This is a genomic window from Brumimicrobium sp., from assembly GCF_048268645.1.
GTDB lineage: Bacteria > Bacteroidota > Bacteroidia > Flavobacteriales_D > Crocinitomicaceae > Brumimicrobium > Brumimicrobium ulvae.
This window is the reverse complement of record NZ_JBLWVE010000009.1, coordinates 109,744-126,764: the sequence shown is the minus strand read 5'-3', so window position 1 is coordinate 126,764 and position 17,021 is coordinate 109,744. Positions and strand designations below refer to the sequence as shown.

18 protein-coding genes, 1 other RNA gene and 1 pseudogene are annotated in these 17,021 nt (G+C 35.3%); 2 read left to right on the top strand and 18 right to left on the bottom strand.

Features of this window, described 5'->3' with window-relative positions:
* Window positions 1-201: 201 nt before the first annotated feature.
* Window positions 202-605, bottom strand: a transfer-messenger RNA (tmRNA) gene (ssrA, locus tag ACN0U3_RS09185).
* Between the two features lie 128 nt (window positions 606-733).
* Here ssrA and priA point away from each other — a divergent pair.
* Complete coding sequence (gene priA, locus ACN0U3_RS09180; RefSeq protein WP_417265978.1) at window positions 734-3,217, top strand: replication restart helicase PriA; 2,484 nt, start codon at window positions 734-736, stop codon at window positions 3,215-3,217.
* A 219-nt stretch (window positions 3,218-3,436) separates the two neighbouring features.
* Window positions 3,437-4,993, top strand: a complete 1,557-nt coding sequence (locus ACN0U3_RS09175) for a serine hydrolase (protein ID WP_417265977.1) — start codon at window positions 3,437-3,439, stop codon at window positions 4,991-4,993.
* A 9-nt stretch (window positions 4,994-5,002) separates the two neighbouring features.
* On the opposite strand, the gene ACN0U3_RS09170 is transcribed toward ACN0U3_RS09175, so the two are convergent.
* From ACN0U3_RS09170 to ACN0U3_RS09090, 17 genes and pseudogenes are all read right to left on the bottom strand, one after another.
* Window positions 5,003-5,482, bottom strand: coding sequence for an SRPBCC family protein (locus tag ACN0U3_RS09170; RefSeq protein WP_417265976.1), 480 nt, complete (start codon window positions 5,480-5,482; stop codon window positions 5,003-5,005).
* A gap of 49 nt (window positions 5,483-5,531) precedes the next feature.
* Window positions 5,532-6,008, bottom strand: a complete 477-nt coding sequence (locus ACN0U3_RS09165; protein ID WP_417265975.1) for a hypothetical protein — start codon at window positions 6,006-6,008, stop codon at window positions 5,532-5,534.
* A 97-nt stretch (window positions 6,009-6,105) separates the two neighbouring features.
* Window positions 6,106-6,261, bottom strand: a complete 156-nt coding sequence (locus ACN0U3_RS09160) for a hypothetical protein (protein WP_417265974.1) — start codon at window positions 6,259-6,261, stop codon at window positions 6,106-6,108.
* Window positions 6,262-6,279: 18 nt separating this feature from the next.
* A complete protein-coding gene (locus tag ACN0U3_RS09155) occupies window positions 6,280-7,401 on the bottom strand; it encodes a DEAD/DEAH box helicase (RefSeq protein WP_417265973.1) in 1,122 nt (373 codons plus the stop codon).
* Window positions 7,402-7,504: 103 nt separating this feature from the next.
* Entirely contained in the window at window positions 7,505-8,107 is a 603-nt protein-coding gene (locus ACN0U3_RS09150; protein WP_417265972.1) for a leucine-rich repeat domain-containing protein, read from the bottom strand.
* A 108-nt stretch (window positions 8,108-8,215) separates the two neighbouring features.
* Window positions 8,216-8,743 carry a hypothetical protein gene (locus tag ACN0U3_RS09145; RefSeq protein ID WP_417265971.1) on the bottom strand — a complete coding sequence of 176 codons (528 nt, stop codon included), beginning with the start codon at window positions 8,741-8,743 and terminating at the stop codon, window positions 8,216-8,218.
* A gap of 84 nt (window positions 8,744-8,827) precedes the next feature.
* Window positions 8,828-9,074 (bottom strand): annotated as a pseudogene (locus tag ACN0U3_RS09140) (TMEM175 family protein); the annotation flags it as partial.
* 71 nt (window positions 9,075-9,145) lie between these two features.
* Complete coding sequence (locus tag ACN0U3_RS09135; RefSeq protein WP_417265970.1) at window positions 9,146-9,376, bottom strand: DoxX family membrane protein; 231 nt, start codon at window positions 9,374-9,376, stop codon at window positions 9,146-9,148.
* Window positions 9,377-9,455: 79 nt separating this feature from the next.
* Window positions 9,456-9,833 (bottom strand): hypothetical protein, encoded by a 378-nt coding sequence (locus tag ACN0U3_RS09130; protein ID WP_417265969.1) that lies wholly within the window; start codon window positions 9,831-9,833, stop codon window positions 9,456-9,458.
* 102 nt (window positions 9,834-9,935) lie between these two features.
* On the bottom strand, window positions 9,936-10,829 hold the full coding sequence (locus ACN0U3_RS09125; protein WP_417265968.1) for a tetratricopeptide repeat protein: 894 nt from the start codon (window positions 10,827-10,829) through the stop codon (window positions 9,936-9,938).
* 66 nt (window positions 10,830-10,895) lie between these two features.
* Window positions 10,896-11,390, bottom strand: coding sequence for a hypothetical protein (locus ACN0U3_RS09120; protein WP_417265967.1), 495 nt, complete (start codon window positions 11,388-11,390; stop codon window positions 10,896-10,898).
* 25 nt (window positions 11,391-11,415) lie between these two features.
* Entirely contained in the window at window positions 11,416-12,261 is an 846-nt protein-coding gene (locus ACN0U3_RS09115) for a hypothetical protein (RefSeq protein WP_299206085.1), read from the bottom strand.
* Window positions 12,262-12,365: 104 nt separating this feature from the next.
* Window positions 12,366-13,142 (bottom strand): LytR/AlgR family response regulator transcription factor, encoded by a 777-nt coding sequence (locus ACN0U3_RS09110; RefSeq protein ID WP_417265966.1) that lies wholly within the window; start codon window positions 13,140-13,142, stop codon window positions 12,366-12,368.
* Window positions 13,135-14,205 carry a sensor histidine kinase gene (locus ACN0U3_RS09105; protein WP_417265965.1) on the bottom strand — a complete coding sequence of 357 codons (1,071 nt, stop codon included), beginning with the start codon at window positions 14,203-14,205 and terminating at the stop codon, window positions 13,135-13,137. Before ACN0U3_RS09105 ends, ACN0U3_RS09110 begins: the two co-directional genes overlap by 8 nt.
* Before the next feature lie 45 nt (window positions 14,206-14,250).
* Window positions 14,251-14,988, bottom strand: a complete 738-nt coding sequence (locus ACN0U3_RS09100; protein WP_417265964.1) for a hypothetical protein — start codon at window positions 14,986-14,988, stop codon at window positions 14,251-14,253.
* Between the two features lie 212 nt (window positions 14,989-15,200).
* Window positions 15,201-15,995 (bottom strand): glucosamine-6-phosphate deaminase, encoded by a 795-nt coding sequence (gene nagB / locus ACN0U3_RS09095; protein ID WP_417265963.1) that lies wholly within the window; start codon window positions 15,993-15,995, stop codon window positions 15,201-15,203.
* Window positions 15,996-16,168: 173 nt separating this feature from the next.
* On the bottom strand, window positions 16,169-16,840 hold the full coding sequence (locus ACN0U3_RS09090) for a hypothetical protein (RefSeq protein WP_417265962.1): 672 nt from the start codon (window positions 16,838-16,840) through the stop codon (window positions 16,169-16,171).
* Between the last annotated feature and the right edge of the window lie 181 nt (window positions 16,841-17,021).

The window sequence follows — 17,021 nt, the reverse complement described above, 5'->3', positions numbered from 1 at the left end:
TAGGAACCCGATAGTCTTGGTTAAAACTGCTTCAAAAGTTCTTTTTCGAAATCTCAATTGATTTCACCTCTATGCTCTTGCTGGATACTCACAACTGTCTTGCTCTTGCTCAATACTCAATACTGTTTTGGTCTTGAGGGACAAAACATTTTTTCACAAGAGTAAATCGCTGTATGCTTTTTACTCTTGCTCAAAACTGTTTTGTGGAGCTGGAGGGGTTCGAACCCTCGTCCAAACAATGAAACAACTAGCTTTCTACATGTTTATTTTGTGATTTGGTTTTCGATTATGGAACGGACACAAACACCCTGACCATAACTTAGCTTCGTTTAGTTTCGCTTGCAAACAGAAGCCGTTTACAAACTATTCTCAAATTGTTGATTTCTCGTGATCCAGTGCTCATGAGACGGGAGAACTGGCGAGAAACTTGTCCCTCTTACTGTGCTTCGGAGTGGATTAAGCAAATAACCTTAGGTTATTATGCTGCAAGATTATATGACGTGTTGTCAATTATCGTTTGTGACCAGAGATTAACGAGACTCACCACATGGCTCGACATGCTTACACCAATCATTCGCAGTTGCTGTCAAATCCAGGTCAGCCCCATTGAAAATTAGTACAGCAAAGATACGGAATTTAAAAGGATTTACAATGCAGATGGAGAAAATAAATAGAACTTATTTTTATCTCTCAAAATCCACTGAAATTTGCACTTCATTCTTAACTTTGAGACGTGGATGAAAGAAAGACATATTTTGTAGACGTAATTCTACCCGTGCCCATCAATAACGCCTTTACTTATCGTGTTCCTTTTGAGATGAATGGACATATAAAAGTAGGTGTGAGGGTCGTTGTACCTTTTGGTCGCTCAAAATTACAAACAGGAATTATTGTTCGTGTACATGAAGAGGTACCCGAAGGATACCAATCGAAGTATGTTGAAGCTGTATTGGATGATGCGCCCATTATTACTGGAAAGCAGTTCAAATTGTGGAACTGGATTTCCGAATACTACATGTCGCCACTCGGTGACGTGATGAATGCGGCCTTGCCTTCGAATTTTAAGCTGGGAAGTGAAACAAAAGTGCTGCTTCATCCGGAGTACGAAGGAAATCTTGATCATTTGACAGATCGTGAATATCAAGTATTTGAAGCACTCGAAATTCAAAGTGAACTTGATTTAAAAGAAATATCTGAAATTCTTGGAATCAAAACCATTCAACCGGTAATTAAGTCACTTATTGAAAAACGAGTGATCATTACTCAAGAAGATTTAAAACAGAAATATGCGCCTAAGACACAGTTGTTTGTGGAATTGGCGAAAGACTATCAATCTGATGAACAGTTGAAAGCTCTAATTGAGGTTTTGGGAGAAGATAAACGAAAGAAAAAACAATTGGATGCTTTGTTAACCTACATGCAAATGGGGGGATTCAAACAAGGAATTTCTGTTCCCTTATTGCGCTCTGAGTTGGTGGAGAAAGGAGCTTCTGCTTCTTCATTGAACACGCTTGATAAGGACGGGATTCTATGCATAAAACGAATGGAAATATCTCGTTTAGAAGATAAGGGTGAAGCCGATTCTGAATTTAAAGACTTGTCACAAGACCAGCAAAAAGCCTTAGATGAAATTCGCGCATCTTTTGTCGAAAAGGATGTCACACTTCTGCATGGAGTAACAGGTTCTGGTAAAACAGAGATTTATGTTGAATTGATTCAAGAACAACTTGATAGAGGTAAACAGGTGTTGTTCTTACTTCCAGAAATTGCACTGACTACTCAACTGATTCAACGTTTACAACGTTATTTTGGTGATAAAATAGGAGTGTACCATTCTCGTTTTAATCAAAATGAGCGTGTTGAAATTTGGAACGCCTTGTTGAATAATGATACTTCTAAGTTCCAGATTGTGCTTGGAGCACGTAGTGCAGTGTTCTTGCCGTTTAGAAGTTTAGGATTAATCATCGTCGATGAAGAGCATGAGTCTTCATTTAAACAATACGACCCAAGTCCAAGATACAATGGACGTGATACCGCTATTGTTTTACGTGCCTTTCATGATGCAAAAGTCCTTTTGGGTTCTGCTACGCCAGCAATGGAAACTTATTTCAATGCAGAAGAAGGAAAGTATGGTTTGGTTAGCTTGGATAAACGCTTCGGTGACCTAATGATGCCAGAAATATTCACGGCGAACATTAAGAAAGAAAAGATGCAAAAAACAATGCAATCTGATTTTTCTGGGTTCTTGGTGGAACACATGAAAGAAGCTTTAAATAACAAGGAGCAAATTATTCTTTTTCAAAACAGAAGAGGGTATAATCCAGTATGGGCATGTGAGGTTTGTGGGTGGAATCCACATTGTAAAAACTGTGATGTTTCCTTGACTTACCATAAGAACAGTAATGTATTGAAATGCCATTATTGTAGTTATTTTACACCGCCTGTTGGAGCTTGTCCTAAATGTCAAAGTAACCGCCTTAAGATGATTGGTTTTGGAACGGAGAAGATAGAGGATGAATTGTCAATTATTCTGCCCGGTGTAAGGGTTCAACGTTTGGATTTAGACACAACCCGTCAGAAAAATAGCTACGAAACCATTTTACGTGATTTTGATGAAAGGAAAATAGATATTCTTGTAGGAACACAAATGGTGACGAAAGGATTGGACTTCGACAATGTGAGTCTTGTCGGAATTCTAGATGCCGATATGATGTTGAACCGTCCAGATTTTCGTGCTTTTGAACGGAGTTATCAGTTAATGTCGCAAGTTGCTGGTAGGGCAGGAAGGAAAACGAAAAGAGGAACTGTTGTGATTCAGACTTATGATCCTGATCATTGGATTATCCAACATGTCATCAACCATGATTTTATTGGAATGTATAAGAATGAGTTGATAGAACGCAAGAATTATTTCTATCCACCTTTCTACAAAATGATTAATTTGACGCTTAAGCATAGAGATCCTAATAAGCTAGATATGATGGCGGCAGATTTAGCCGATCGAATGAAAGCTGTCTTCGGGAGTCGTGTGTTGGGTCCAGAATTTCCAGTGGTAAAAAGAATTCAGAACAGCTATCTCAAGGTTATTCGTTTGAAAGTGGAAAGAGATGCATCGAATAAAAAAGTCAAAAAGTTATTGCAACAAAAGATTGATGATTTCTATAGTGTCGCTTACAATAAATCGGTCAGAATTGTCATTGATGTCGATCCGTTATAAGAATTTGAGGTTTATAATTAATTTCGTTTATTTGAGTGTTTAATATATTGTTTGTCATTGATTTTGTTTAATTCAGTTAAAGCAAAGGTTTAATCTAATTGTCTGTGTCGGAGTGGTGTTTTTTTAGTTCGAACTTAAAGTAAAGCTTTAAGATGATTCTGATGATCTTACGAAATCTGAATTGAAGAAAGTTGTTATCTTTGGGTAAAACAAATAGCTATGACACGTCTTTTTAAACGCTTACTTGTAGTAATCACTTTTTTCCTTGCTCAACCTTTCTTTTTTTATGCACAAGAAGAAAGTCGTTTACCAGAAAATATTGATGATTGGATAGAGTCAAGTCGCCAAGATTGGAATATTCCAGGAATGGCAGTTGGCATTGTAAAAGACGGTAAAGTCATTTATGCCAAAGGTTTTGGTGAAAAACAATTGGGCAGTGGGGAATCAGTAGATGCCAATACGATATTCAGTATAGCTTCTGTAAGTAAAAACATGACTGCTGCAGCATTAGGTATTTTAGTTGACCAAGGAAAAATCGATTGGGATGACAAAATCACCGATCATATACCGTGGTTTCAATTAAAAGATCCTTGGGTGACCCAAGAGTTAACTCTACGTGATGCATTGACGCACAGGGTAGGATTGGGCAGAATACTAGGGAATAGACTGCAGTTCATGACAGAGAGCTCACGTGACAGTGTATTATACCGAATGCGCTACATGGAACTAGAAAAACCATTTAGATCTGAGTTTGTGTACAATAATATTATGTATTCACTGGCAGGTCAAATCATTGAATATGTTGATGGTCGTACATGGGATGTTTTTCTAAAAGAAGAGTTATTTGAACCACTAGAAATGAACTCAACAACCACAAGTATTTCAGCAATTAAAACAGAAGATAATCAGGCTTATCCACATCAAGAAATAGAAGGAAAGGTTGTGCCGATTCAGCGCAGAAACTGGGACAATGCAGGGCCTGCTGGTGGAGTCAACGCTTCGATCAACGATTTGAATAAATGGATGCTCTTCCAATTAGGAGTTCCTGGAAATTATAACGGAAAAAGTTTAATTAGCATTGAGCAAATGAATGAAATTCACCGTCCACAAATGCTGCGATCAAACAATAACGCAAAATCCGCACAAGCCAGTTATGGGTTAGGTTGGAGCATTACCGATTATAAAGGTAAGCGCGTTATTACACACGGTGGCGCAACAGATGGATTCAATACCGCAATGTACTTGATGCCAGAATTAGAGTTGGGGATCATTGTCGTTGGAAACACCTTTAATTCCCTCGGTAATGCTGTTGCTTATCAAGTGATGGATGCTTATTTAGGTGGAAACGATGTAGATTGGAGTGAACTCTATTTAAAATCTTATCAATCGTCTTATGAACGCGCAATGAAGATCAGAAAAGAAATTCACAATGCAAGGGTTAAAAAGACCAAGTCAAGCCTAGCAATCGATGAATATACTGGAGTTTATAAATCTTCAGCTTATGGAAAAGTTGAAATAAGAAAGGAAGGGAAGAACTTAATATTAAGATTTTGGGATTCAGAAGATTTAGAAGCGCAGCTTGAACATTGGCATTTTGACACCTACCGAGCGATATGGAAAAATCCAGCACAACGCGAAGAGTTTATGCAGTTTCATTTGAATAAAGAAGGAAAAATAGAAGCGTTAGATTTTGAATTTGCTTTACGTCCAATGTTATTGCAAGTGGGAGCTTACCCATCGAATTACACACGTTCAGTGCGATTTACAAAACAATAGTTAAAGCAATCATTCAATAGGTATTACTTCTTTCCATCGTTCGGATTCAGCAAATTCTTTAATGACTTGGTTTCGTTTCTGAAGTAGCCGGGTCATGTATTTTTTTAAGAATATTTGATCTGCAATTTTACCTAGAATACCTAAGGGAGCTGTGTAATCAAAAATGTCAGTCATAATGGTACGGTGATTCTCTACGGTGAATAAGTGCTGGTGTTTAAAACTTTTAAAAATACCTTTTTGCATTTCATCAACAAAGTAATGAGGTCTTTTGTAGGCGGTGATTTTGGAGCTCAATTGTTGATATATTCCAAGATGTTTTGCCCTCCAGGTCACACTTTCATTTAGACCAATTAAACCTTCGATTTTCCCTGCAATAGCCTCTTCATTCGTGTGAACAGTAGAGATTTTATGTAAGTCAATACTTCTAGAAAGGTCAAAAACGATTTCAACTTTTGCATTAATCTCTGTATGGATTTGTATTCGAGGCATTTGGTTTAGATGAACTTATGAAATAAGATTTGCACTGTTTTGTTTACGCCTATTCATCTCTATTTGATTTGTCTAAAATCACTCCTACTGCCATCGCAAAATGTAGTGGATCATTCGGCATTATGTGTTCAATTAAATAGGTGTAAGTTCCTGTTTCTTCATACTTTTTATCTGCTTCAATCATGTGTTCACTGTCCCAAATGTCATAGCCTGGGTCACCAATGTAGTCTCCATTGTCTTTTCGAATTTTTAATTCATGATTCTTGCTGGTTTCTTTACCACTAGGACTAATTTCTGTGACTTTCAAGCGGGCTATTTGATATTGATATCCAGTAGCATATCGAAATGATAGGCTAAGGTTATAATCAATGTCTTTATTTTCAATCGGAACTTTAAATTCACGAACATCTTTGCGCAACCATTCTACATTTGGAGATAAATCTTGGTGTTGCACATAAACGCGACCTTCTTGTTGACAAGAAAAAAATAAGCAGGTCAGCAGAATTAAAGAAAGTGTTTTTTTCATGTTCGTAGTTTGAGTTATTGAAAATAAAAAGCAGTAAAGTACGCTTCAACGAACTAAATTAATTAAAAATAAGAGATGTGCATGAATTCCAATAAACTTATTGATCCACAATATTCCCTTTCGAAAGACCAATTACATCATTTCTAATCGTTTTTCGCCAACTACTGCCGTATTTTTCGTCTAAATATTTGAATATTTCTTGATTGTATTCTATTTGATTTTCTCCTGGATATCTTATACATCCTTGGCTCAAAAACTTAATGTTCTCTGTTTATCGTACTTGTTTTACTTTCGTGAACTTGATTCCTAGCGAACGTTCATAATTTTTAAGCATTTTTGCTTCGGCATTGTTGACAAAGCACATAGAAATACCTTCATTTCCAGCACGTGCAGTTCTACCGCTTCTATGGGTGTAGTACTCATCGCTTTCTGGCAGTTGGTAGTGCGCAACAAAAGTCAATCCTGAAACATCAATTCCACGCGCAGAAACATCCGTTGCAACAAGAATACGTAATGATTCATTTTTGAAGGCACGCATTACTTTATCTCGCTCTTTTTGTTGTAAATCTCCATGGATAGCATCTGCAGCAATGTTTTTGGCAATAAGCTGTTTCGCTAGTTTTTGCGTTGCAACTTTAGTTTTACAAAAAACAACACCACGATTTTTATGCTGTGATTGTAAAAAGAGGAGTAGGGCTTCCAATTTTTCTGACTCATCACAAACCAAATACTGATGCGAAATCTTTTTGTTGACAACATCTTCTTTCTTGACTTCAATGCGTTCAGCGTTTTTAGATAAGTGTTTTGAAATGATTTCCTGAATTCCACGGGGAATAGTAGCAGAGAAAAGCCATTTGTTTTCAACTGAATGCAAGGATTGAAGAATTTGATCTAATTCTTTCTGGAACCCCATGCTTAACATTTCATCCGCTTCATCTAAAACGACGGTTTTTACCTTTCTTAAATCTACTGCTTTACGGTTTATTAAATCAATTAGTCGTCCTGGAGTTGCCACAACAATTTGAGTTGGACGTTTTAACTTTGAAATTTGACGATCAATAGGTTCGCCTCCATAGACTGCCTCGATAAAGAGTCGATCTGAATATTTAATGAATTTAAACAATTGTTTGGCTACTTGTTTTGCCAATTCTCTTGTAGGACAAAGAATCAAGCCCTGAACCGCATCAGAATTCGGATCCATTTGTGCCAATAAAGGAAGTCCAAAAGCTGCCGTTTTTCCTGTTCCTGTTTGCGCTTGTGCAACAATATCTGTTTTTCTATTTAATAATATTGGAATAACCTTTTTCTGAATATCAGTGGGTTCAACAATATTTAATTCTGCGAGCCCTTTTATGATGCTTGCGTTTATGCCTAGTTTTTCGAAATTTTTCAATACAAATGTGTTATTAATCAACGCAAAGGTACATAAAAGGATAGTGAAGAACTACTGAAAGAATCAATTAGCCGGGAAATAAGCCTGAAATGTGCAGTTAGAATTACCAGTGAATACGCAAATAGGGTTTGCTTTCTAGTTCGTGTGGAATACGTTCTATATTCGTATTTTGAATAACAATTGTTTGAAGGTTATTGCAATATTTCAATTCCCAAGGCAAGGCTGAGATTGGATTAGATGAAGTATTGATGTACACCAAGTTGTCCAAATATCTAAGTTCCCAAGGCAGTCGTTCAATTTGATTTCTGCTGACATTTAATTCTCGTAGGTTTTCCATATACCTCATTTCCCAAGGCAAACGCGTGAGGTAGTTATTTTCTACATCGAGTTTTCTAAGTTGCTTTAAATATCTGATTTCCCAAGGTAAACTTTTGAGTTGATTGTTAGATAAAAGGAGTACTTCTAAATTTTGCATCTTTCTAACTTCCCACGGCAATCGCGTTAAGTTTTGATTTCTTAAGTCTAAAGTTTTTACCTTTTCTGGATGTAAAAGAGCTTGACGAAGATCGGTGAAATAACTATTGTCATACGAATCGTAATGATTGTTTTGATGCGTGCAATGCTGTTGATGCGAACAACAACTGTTTAGTTGTGCATGAATGTTTAATGTAATTAAAGCGAATAATGTGAGTAGAATTGTTTTCATAGAATTTAATTTGGAATTCATGAATACAAAACTAGAGCCAAAGTTTATTCCTTTACGCTATGCTTTTTAGTGTTTTACTAACTTTTGCAAGTCTATTTTTTAAGACTTTTATTGACCAAGAATTTTAGCATCTACATAAAATACAGAGTGGATTTCGATATGGTGATCTGAATTAATCGTCTCATCGGTTTTGGTGTTTAAACGCAGGGTAAACTTATCGGACTTGATGTATTCCTTTAAATCCGCACCTGTCAAGTCTAGCTTTAATACCTTAGCCGTTTGTGGTATGGTTTCTTTCCATGCAATTTTCACCTCATCTAGTCCGTCTGCTTTTATGTACACACTAATGGATTCAAGAAAACTAAAATCAGCATCAGAAGGAGAGGAGATAGTAAGGTCTAGCGTAGTTAGAATAATTTCTTCAATGAGGTCTTTGCGGGTGTCGTTAACTTCGAAAGTAGATTCAGAATTGGTTTCAACATCTGGAGTAAGTATGTTGAAAGGAAAGTTTACTCCTGCAGTTGCTGGTACTACAGCGGTTTCATCAAAAGTAACGTAGAATTGTGTTAATTTATCGAATTTTTTACATCCAAATAAGATGAATGCTAGACTGATGATCAATATATTTAGTTTCATTATTGTTTCGTTGTTTTTGATACGTTTTACCTTAAATAAACGTGAATATCTCCGTGTAGGTTGTGTGTGGAGTGGTGTTTTTTATAAAAAAAAAAGGGACTGTAAAGAATTTTTTCCATTAACTTTTTGAGTAATTTGAAACAAATGGTGATGGTTGTTCCATTAAATCCCTATGTAAATAAAACTAAAAATATAACTCAGAAAAATTGGGGGTAATAGAAAGAACGGCTTTTAAACTAGCTTCTTCAGGAGCCTTTAATTCCAAAACCATAATGGTGATGATAATGGCCAGTACTCCGTCACTGAATGCTTCTAATCTGCTTGTTTTCATTTGTAGTTATTTTTTATGGCTTGCCAGATTTCTTGTAAAATAAATAATCTACGGACCATTGATCCCATTCTTTAAACGGAAGCCAATGCATATAAAGCATAATTCGTTTTAAATCCAATCACAAGAAGGAATCCACCAATGAGTTCGATATACGAAGTATAGTAAGCAGTGATGTTAATCAAATAGGCGGGAAGCATGTCTTTAAAAGTTCCATTGAAGAACGGCGCATTGATTACATTCTCCATTCCCCAAGTAAAAACTTTTCCAAATCCTTGCATGAGAAAGATGAGTCCTAAAATCATTCTTACTGTAAATACACTGTCGACCTTGTTTAATTGAATAGAAGGTGAATAATGGGATTTTTTTAATCTGGCTTAAAGTTTACTTTAGTTTGATGAAAATTGCTGTTCCTCTTCCGCATTTGTTAGAAACAAAATCAGCTTCATACCTGTTCCCATCGCGACTGATAATTTTTGTTCGGATCCAATCTCCTTTATCTAAACAACCTTCTGCGTTGATGGCTTTTTTATGGGTCAAAACATAAGTTGAATCATTTTCCCATTTGATATTGGTGATTAACTTAGACTTTCCATCATTGTAAATTTCAATTTGTTTGGTTTTGGTTCTAATGATTTCCACTTCTCCCTCTTGACTCTCATAGGTAAAAGTTCCTGTTTTAAAATCATCATACCTCGCCTCTTGTGCAAAGGCAGACCCCGCTAAAAATGTAAGTGCTAATAAGGTGAATAGGTGTTTCATGGTGTAGTTATTTTGAATTAATAATTTAATGTGCAAGATAAATAAAAATGATTATTTGGACATTATTGAACCAAAAACTTCTGAGGTTACAAATTAACAGCTCTATTCTTTTAAAGTTTCGATTTGTTGCTTTGCATACTCAACCGCGTTAGGATTCTCAAGGTCAAGCATTTTTTCATAGTAGATAATTGCTTTGTCAGCGTTTCCATTTAAGTTATATGCGTGTGCAATATTACTCAAAATAACACCGTCTTTAGGAGCAAGTTGTTCTGCCTTTAGCAAAATATCAATTCCTTCTTCGTAATTTTCTTCCAGGACATATGTGATTGAAATATTGGTTAAACTTTCAATATGATTGGGATAAAACTTGATCACTTCTTCGGCAATGGAACGCATGTTTTTTAGTAGGGCATCATCTTCTGTTTCGAAAAGTGTAATTTGATAATCTTGTATTGAAGACAAAAAGAACTCTTTTCCGTTTTCTTTTTTCTTATTATTGGACCATGTCCATGAGTTGTTGTTTTCCTGAGAATAACGAATGGTTTTTTTGATTTCATTTGTAAAACTCTCCCAATCCTCAATTTGACCGAGAACATATATTTTTCCAAATCGCATGTCAAGTCTATTGGGGTACTTTTCAATTCCAATATTGATTTTATCAAGCCCTTTTTGTACAAGTTCTAAATCATATACTGTCTGACTCCCCAAGAATCCAGACACTTGTCCTGAACTATCCGAAACCTGTAGCGTTTCACCTGAAGGTTGTTCACTTGAAATGCTTATTATTTCTTGTTTTGATTTTAAGAAATAGTAATTGAAATAGCTAGGGAATAATTCCGGGTCATTAGGTGTTTCTTTTTCCCAATTGGTAAGCAACTCTATTTGCTTGCTTGTATCTCCATCTTTGAGGGACTGATTAAATTGAGATTTGTAATCTTGTCCAAAGGAATACAAAGCGATTAAAACAAAGGTTAAGCTATTGATGATTTGTTTCATTCTGATGATTTAAGAACTGTAATGAAAGACAAAATACTGATAAACTTTCTTTTATCCTCAATCTATCTAATTAATTCCAATTTTAAATTCTTTTTTTCTATCACATTGATACTGACAACTTGGGTAAGTGATGTAAATCTGTGATTCGAAATTATACTCTGCCAAATAATAGTAATTCCTCCAATTGTCGTATTCTTCTATAGATAGGCGATGTCCTTCTTCAATAAATAGTGAACTTTTATAATCTGCATATTTCTTATTAATGAAAAAAGATACATCTGTTTGTTTATGGGGTCTATACAAAGATTTTATTTCAGAAATAATGTCATTTACAAATAATGTATCATAAACAAATTGACTGTCCATAACAATGAAAATTCTGCTTAATTGGTTTCGAAAAGTATCTAAACCTACTACTTCATATTGTTTGAAAAGCTCGGTATTGACTGATGTAATAGTGTCTAAGGTTACTTTTTTAACTTCTTTTTTTTGACTTTCGGAATTGTTCATCGAAATATTTTCACTGCATGAAAAACAGATGAAGGTTAAAATGAGTGACATAATAAGCTGTTTCAACCTCCTCATTTTAATCAATATTTTCTACATAACGACTGCTGATCCATCCACATTTATAGCTTTTAATTTCATCATCAAAATCTAGTATGCGAGAATTTCTAATTCTAATAAAAGGAGGGACGGCAACAAAGTACCAAACCCTGCCAGTTTCATCAATTGATTCAGCAAGCGCAACAGCGATACTTCTTTTTGGTAATTGTGCAATAATATTTCCCAATTGTGGTTTTAATTCAAAATAATACTCTGTAGTGTTATCAATTTTAGGAGAAAGCCTCATGTTGTAATTGTCGTTTAAAATACGAACAGTTTTTGTTTCAGACCAGTATTTGGAAGGTAAGTCTGTTGTTTTTAAATACCTATAAGCTTCTATTGGCTTAAAAATGAACTTGTTATTTACATACGCTACATCGTACAATCTGTATGTTTCATTAATTCCTGCGCAACAATCCCAATCTTTGATTTGAAGTCGACTTAAGATCCCTTGATTGAATTCCATATTTGATATTTGCTGGTATTCATCAAAAACATTATCAAAATAACCACCTTTGTTTATATAAATTGAAATAAGCCTCGGTTCACCACCACTTAGACCGTCAAATATTACATCCTTTAGACCATCATTGTTGAGGTCTATAACATGTAAAGCTTCGAATAAATCAGAAAGCGTAGGAGTATACCTTTCATTTAATTTATATTGCTGAAAATCATTGGGGGTTGACGCTATAAATTCTTCAATAAACGCATCATCATCTTGTGTATTATTTGGCCAATCAAAAGTTAATTCCATGTTTATTTCTTGTCCATAAAGCAATAAAGATGATATAAAGAAAAGGCTAAACATTAAATATTTCATCATTTTGTAGTGTCAAAGGTTAAAATAAGCAGGAGGAAAGGTAGAGAAAATCATTGAAATAAGAAAACTTCTTGCATTTTTGTCCTGTTCATGATCAAGTCTGAAACCTACGCATCTAGCCAACTGTTAAAATCACTGGTTTTGTTTTGACTTGTTCTAAGGCTCACTTGTCCAGCGTTTAAAAATACTGAAATCGTGTTTTTATTGAATCTTTGGAGCTTATCTATAAACTTTCGATGAATGCATTCTCCACGGTTTATTCTAAAGAAATCTTGGGGATTGAGTTCTTCTTCAATGGCCATTAGGCTTGATTTTGACATTGTGTGCCTTTTGTTTTGATCATCAAATGCGAATACAACTCCATCTTCAGCTTGGAAGTAAACGATATGTTCAGTTTTTAAGAAATAAGTTTCTTGTGAAGACTTAATAGCCCATTGTTCCTTGTATGTTTTTGAGTTGATTGAATTGTTTTTGAGTAGTTCTTGAAGCCCTGTCATTAACTGTTGTGCATTTGGTGTTTTTGAGTTGTTTAAACGCATGAATTTATCCCAAGCTTTTTTAAAACGATCGAGGGAGTAAGGCTTTAACAAATACTCTATGCCATTGGTTTCAAAAGCATTGACTAAGAATTCATTGTATGCAGTGGCGAAAATAATGGGGCATTCAGGAGTAATTACATTGTAAATTTCAAAAGCATTACCATCTCTAAGTTCTATATCTGAAAAAATCAAGTCTAGTTCAGGTGCTTTACTCAGGAAGGCTAACGCTTCTTCTATGGTCTCCAATTCTGCTACAATTTCATATGCTGAAACTACCTCGGCAATGTACCTTTTTAGTTTTTTTCTGGCTGGTAATTCGTCTTCAATAATTAAAATTTTATGCATTTTGTTCGCTGCTTATTAATGGTAACTGAACGGTGAATTGTGTTTCGTCTTTCTTTATGAGAATGTCTTTCCCACTCAATAATTTAAACTGTGTTGAAAGATTTTTTAAAGCACGTCCACCTTCTTTCTTTTTGTGTTGTTTTGGAATGACGGTATTGCTGGTGCTTATGTTTTGATCGATCAAAATGTGTATTTCAACGGGTTTTTCCTTACGTCCAAAGTTGTGTTCTATAGCATTTTCAACCAGAACTTGTAAACAAAAAGGAGGGACCATAAACTTGCCATTGGCTTGATGGTTTTCTATCGATAAATGGTAATATCCTTTATATTTATGTTCCATTAATTCGAAGTAGTTGTTAACAAACTGAAGTTCTTCTGCTAAAGGAACAAGTTTTTTTTCGGAGGTGACCAAGGAATAACGATATAGCTCTGCGAAGTGGTGCAAAAAAGCACTGGCTTTGGCTTGGTCCTCCTCAATTAATTCGTCTAAGGTATTCAGGTTGTTAAACAAAAAATGTGGATTCAATTGGGCTTTAAGTTGTTGAATATTGCTCGCTGCCATGACCTTGTCTAGAGCATTAATTTTAGAACGGTATTGTTTATTTTCTTTAAAAAATAAATACGCTAAATAGATACTTCCGAACAGGGTGAAATCAACAGTTCTCTCGATGTTATTTGAAAGCAGGGTTGGACCATTAAAATTGACGGGAATGGTGTTGAAAAAATAGGCGACAATGAATCCAAACAAATTTGTGAACAACAGATAAACAACAAACGAAAGTACAAAATACAAAATGTAGCTTTTTGCAGCTTGAAGATTAACGCTGCTTCTTTTATTGGTATAGTTAACGGTCAGTTTGATAATAAACATGATAACAAATACACCTAAAAAGTGAATGATAGGTGCATCAGGTTGAATAACACTCAAGAAATCTTGTCCTACACTAAGTCTAGAGTTAATGCTTTGCAAATAACTCATGAAAAATAAGAAGACCACAAAATAGAAGTCAATCTTAAGAAAATTGAGCAGTTTTTTCATGCGTGCAAAATAGTATATATCCATGAAAGAATTCCAAATTTTTTCATGGATATATTTAGAAGTAATATTTTAATTCGGCCAAGTATTCGTTACGGCACCATTTTCATCGTAAGTTACTAACTTAACCTGATTGTCTTTGTCGATACTGAATTGAGCTCTTGGAACTCCGTTGTCGTCAAACAAAAACAAACCGTTATTTTCGCTTCTCGTTTTTCCTAAGAGAATACGCGGAGTTGAACCAATTAAGCCTTTGGCTTTGTATTCCTGGTATTTTCTCATGCGTTCGTTTGGATCTTTAATGGCCTCTAATTCATCTCCAATTTTTTGATTGCCTTCTTGGGTTTCGTGTTCTGCTCTATCGTTAAAAGTCAACATGCTTGAAACCACCCTTTTTTCTCCTTTTTTAGTATCTGTGGTAAGCAATTGCATTACTTGATCTCCATCATATTGGTCATAAGTCAGCGATAAGCCTGCAGAATGACCTTCCTTGTTTTTGGCTCCATCATAAATGAACCCACCACATTCTTTACCTTCTTCATTAAAGAATAGCATACCTGCTCGTTTTATACGTTCATGGTAGTTTGTACTGTTAATTACATCTCCTTTGCTTGGAAAATGCGCTTCGTTTGTGATTACCATTTTGATGGTTCCATCTTTTTCAACAACATTGATGCGTTCAACATCTATTGTCCCAAATTGTCGGTTTTCACTTGTTTTGAAATCATTCATTGCAGATAATAGCGTAACTCCTGCAACAGCAATTGCAAATGTTCTTAAGGCAAATAATTCTCTATTCAACTTTTTCATTGTCTTTGTTTTTTGATTAATACACTGCAATAATAGAGGGTAGAAATGCTTTTAGAAAGCGAAAAACAATGAGTAAAGGAATTTATTCAATGAATAAAGGAAAAAATGAATTGAGTGAATGAAGGCTTTTAAAAATAAAGGAATATTAAAACCAAACATATTATTATTTCAACGCACTTTCTTTCAATAAAAAATGAAGAGTGAAAATAATATTAAACACGATCTTCCTCTTGAATCAAAACTGCAGCTTCTTGATCTAGTATATACTCAACTTGCGACATTGTTTGAAGAATAGAAGCTGGAATATCTACAGAAATCTCTCCACTCAATGCTTTGTTCATGATCTCAGATTTTCTCTCTCCTAAGGCCAACAACAATATCCGCTTGGCTTGCATAATGGTATGAATTCCAATACTGATGGCTTGATGTGGAACTTTGTCGATGGTGCCAAATTGCGCAATGGCATCTTCTCGTGTCAGTGGATGTAAATTGACCAAACGGGTAGTGGACTCAAAACTAGAACCTGGTTCGTTAAAACCGATGTGACCATTGCGACCAATACCTAATAATTGAAGGTCTAATCCACCATATTCAGCAATCTTGTCTTCATAGGCTTGACAATATTTCGCTACTTCTTGAGGTGTGCTGTTTGTTTGCGGTATATAAATATTCTCTTGTTGAATATCAATATGGTCAAATAAATTATGACGCATAAAATAAGTATAGCTCTGGTCATTGTCGGGACCAATGGGGTAATACTCATCAAGGTTAAAAGTAATGACGTTTTGAAAACTTAAACCTTCATTTTTATGCAAACGAATGAGTTCTTGGTACACTTTTTTAGGCGTGTTTCCTGTTGCTAGTCCTAAAGTAACTTGATTTCCTTCTCGCTGTTTTTGATGAATCAATTCTGCAATCTGCTGTGCAGCATACACAGAAGCCTGATCAGCATCGGGGAACAATGTTGGAGCTTTAGTTTGGATATGTTTGCTTATTTTGATAGGCATATTTTTTAAGAAGACTTTTAATCAGCTGTTTTTGAGCAAATAATTAAGTGAAGAAAGTATTTCGACTCGACTTCGCTTTTTTCTTGTATTTCGGTTAGGGTTTTTTAATAGGGCGGAAAGATACAGATAAATTTTCAAGTAGCCTATTGGAAACCTTTATAAAATGTTAATGCCTATGCTTGAAGATACAATGCGTTCATTCCTATGCCAATGTCAAACTGATGAGGCTTCCAACCGTTATTGGATTGCGTGATGATATTTTTACCGTCATTGATGTAGATGTATTGCATCGTTGCGTTTGTTAGGGTAGGAGTGATCCATTGAATTTCTTGGGCTTTGATTATCTTTAAATAGCTTCTTGCAACATGAAGCGGACTAGGATTTTTGATTTTCAGCAGGCAACCATCTAAAAAACGAATCGTGAGCCATTGCGCTTGCTCATCAAAAATGATTGATTCAATGTGATGACGTTTTTCTAAAGATCTGCCCTCCCAATCTCCCCAAATGTTAATTTTAAGACCTTGTTGAAATTGAAAGTGTTTTTCAAAAGGGAAATGATGCAATTCTGATGGTTGGATTTTTAAAATACTGCTGTTTGGGGTGCTTTTAATTTCATCTAATTCATACGAAGAATAAGAACCTGCTAGAACTGAGATAACGCCTCTTCGCATCATCAAATTGAAAAGAAATCTGCTCATAACTAGTCCAATGATACCAATGATGATTGCAGCGATTATAGCCAAAGCAGATTGCGAACTGATCAAAATAAAAAAGGAAATTGAACCCACTCCAAAGAAGAGCAATGAGGCATAAAAAAGAGAGGTGATTACTCTAAATGATTTCATAAATAAATAGTTTTTTTGGGTTACCAAGATAAGTCGTAATTATTTAAAAAGAGATTCCTCGTCGCCCCGAGTTCTCGGGACTCCATCGGAATGACAGGTGTTTGTTGGATTTGGCGGGGTAAAATTTGCTCAAGCGAAGCTTGAGCAAATTTTACCCCGAAGACCTCCTTATGAGCTGTCA